The 1,955-nt window shown below is 60.4% G+C and carries 2 protein-coding genes; both read left to right on the top strand.

Annotated features, from left to right (window positions below; all coding sequences use genetic code 11):
• Positions 1 to 719: 719 nt before the first annotated feature.
• Positions 720 to 1,007 carry a hypothetical protein gene (locus tag FXV83_RS41265; RefSeq protein ID WP_148745747.1) on the top strand — a complete coding sequence of 96 codons (288 nt, stop codon included), beginning with the start codon at positions 720 to 722 and terminating at the stop codon, positions 1,005 to 1,007.
• 38 nt (positions 1,008 to 1,045) lie between these two features.
• Positions 1,046 to 1,462 carry a hypothetical protein gene (locus FXV83_RS41260; protein ID WP_148745746.1) on the top strand — a complete coding sequence of 139 codons (417 nt, stop codon included), beginning with the start codon at positions 1,046 to 1,048 and terminating at the stop codon, positions 1,460 to 1,462.
• The last annotated feature ends 493 nt before the right edge of the window (positions 1,463 to 1,955 follow it).

Here is a 1,955-nt window from a genome sequence, read left to right as displayed (position 1 = left end):
GGCCCTCAACGGAGGGATACCCTCAATCAGGCTATGGCGCGGTTCGACCCGAGTGCCTCGCCGATGTCACTCTTTCAACAAATCAATTGCGGCATGACGGCCGGATCAGCCTTCTGCTTCTTGCGGGCGACTAATCTTCATGCAGCCGGCTGCACAAGCTTCATCTTCGTCTGACAAAACTTTCAGCGACACTGGACCTTGAAGTCGCCACAACTAGACGATGAAATGCCCTGGGAGGAACGTTCCGCAAATGTGGACACATTCCGATGTTGCCAGTTCTGGTCTTATCTTCGATCTTCGTGGCAGGCTTTTGTTGCGGCTATGGCGTGAGGGCTTGGCGCTCCCACAAGCGATCGGTGAAATACCGCCTCTACGCGCCCTATAACCCGGCTTCAGCTGGACAGAGTCAGACGCAGCGCCCATCGTGATGATGGTTGGGCGAGTCGCCGAAATTATGGTCGAGGTGGGTGGTCTCAGCAGAAGTAACCATGCGCGGTTAGGTTAAGTCGGGACTTGCCTTGTGGATTTTGGAGTAGCGGCCTAGACGGGATCACCTATTGCACCGGTGTTTGCCCCGAATTGCGTGGGCGGAGAAGCGCGGATGGCGTATTTAGTTGTGATGCTTGGCGTAACGGTTGGCCTGGTCGCTCTTGTGCAGGCCTACGGGCGTCGTCTTGCGGCTCTCTTCGGTCCTTGGATCGCAAAGGAGAATTGTCGCAATGATTGATCAGAACAACAATGCGCCTCGCAGGTATTTCGTCGACGGAGCTGGGCGCCGCGTCTTGATTGGTCTCTCGTTGGAGGAGACGGCCGAGTTCGAGAGGCTGGAGGAGTGGGCCGCTTCTGGATCAGGCGGCTTGCGAACTCACCAGGGCGGGGAGCCTGCCAAAATGAAGAAGGCGCGATGGCTCGAGCTCTATGCCAAACATAGCGAGGCATGGAAGGCCTGGATGGCGCAAAGCCGCGCGGAGCAGGTCGTCGATTTAAGCTTTGTTAACTATAGTTGACCGAAGCTAGCGGCTTCATTCGAATGGGGATGGCCCAAATGTTTCAGCTATTCCTGAGGGCGCGTGCATACAACCTGCTGAACCTTCGGCGGGACGAGGAGCGCTTCAAGGCGCGGTCCGCCGAGCGCGACGCCGAGACTGACCGCACTCGCATCGGCTCGGTGATGGCGGCGATCGATGCCGCCCTAAAGGAAGCCGAAAGGGAGCAGGCGGGACTGACCCGGCGTGTTGACGACGCTTTGGCGCGTGCTTCCGTGACATTCGGCAACGGCACAGACGAATATCTGGAGCGGGAGCCGCTTGATAACTACCACCAGGATTTGTTTGCCGCCGACATCTCCAACGGCCAGCGCCGGCTCAAGGAACTGGCAAGCACAATCGCGCATCTTAAATTCGTCAAAACAGCGATGCTGACCCGTTTCCCCGATTCCAATCCGCCCCAACTCAACAGCTAACCGTAGGCACGAGCCGCCGCCGTTCGACGCCTTCTCTCACGCCAATTGCCGGTAGCGGCCCTCTCGCCGAATGCGGCTGCTGAGCAGGCCGTGGCAAACGATGACATCACAAGCGATGACATCAGTGGTCGAGGCTAGTCATTGTTGCCGGTGCCCGTCCCCGGTGCGCCGATCGGGTTGCCGTTCGGAGCGTGGCCGGCCCCTGCATTGCGCCGGGCCTGCGCCCGAGCGGGCGTCTCTGTTGTCGTCCCGGTGGTTCGCCCGGGCTGAGCATTCGGGGATCGCTGAGCATTCGGGGACTGTTGCGTGCCGGTTCCTGCCTGGGACGATGCTGTGCCCATCGTTCCGGTCGGTTGATCGGCTACCCCGACGCCCGGGGTCGACATCTGCAAATTGCCGCCGGCGGCGGAGGTGCCTGCGTTTCCGCCGGTGGACGATGTCCCTGTTCCCGCCGAACTGGATGCGCTTCCCGTCCCCGACCCAGCACCGGCGC

The sequence above is a fragment of the Bradyrhizobium hipponense genome (assembly GCF_008123965.1).
GTDB classification, from domain to species: Bacteria; Pseudomonadota; Alphaproteobacteria; order Rhizobiales; family Xanthobacteraceae; genus Bradyrhizobium; species Bradyrhizobium hipponense.
Note: the sequence above shows the minus strand (reverse complement) of the source record. Positions and strands in the feature narration are given on the sequence as shown.

What these genes read in the sequence shown, in the direction of transcription:
- FXV83_RS41265 (WP_148745747.1), top strand. Translation starts at nt 720, where the DNA reads ATGATTGATCAGAACAACAATGCGCCTCGCAGGTATTTCGTCGACGGA.
- FXV83_RS41260 (WP_148745746.1), top strand. Translation starts at nt 1,046, where the DNA reads ATGTTTCAGCTATTCCTGAGGGCGCGTGCATACAACCTGCTGAACCTT.